The organism is Vogesella mureinivorans, from assembly GCF_007644035.1.
Lineage (GTDB): Bacteria > Pseudomonadota > Gammaproteobacteria > Burkholderiales > Chromobacteriaceae > Vogesella > Vogesella mureinivorans.
Window position 1 is genome coordinate 1 of the sequence record NZ_VMTV02000206.1, and the last position, 284, is coordinate 284.

General features: G+C 66.9%; 1 protein-coding gene. It reads right to left on the bottom strand.

The window, feature by feature from the left end; genetic code table 11:
- On the bottom strand, positions 1–284 hold a 284-nt coding region (locus tag FLQ44_RS07815), incomplete at both ends, for a hypothetical protein (protein WP_206208738.1).

Sequence of the window (284 nt, forward strand, 5' to 3'; positions counted from 1 at the left end):
GTAGGTGATGCCGCTGCCTGTGCCGGCGCGATCGCTGCCCTTGACGTACTTGCGGTTGCGGTAGGCGTCGATGATCCGGGTGGTGTCGTTGGGGTCTTCCTCGGCCAGCTCCAGGATCGTCCAGGTGCTGGTGCCCGCGCCCGAGTACGGGAAGGCGGTATGGCCGCGGATGGTGGCGTGCAGCGAACAGCGCAGCTGCTCCGGGCTGCTGGTGTTGACCTGGGCGTAATACCCGCTGGCGCCGGCGCTGGTGCCGGTGACGATGTCGGCCTTGATGCCATTTT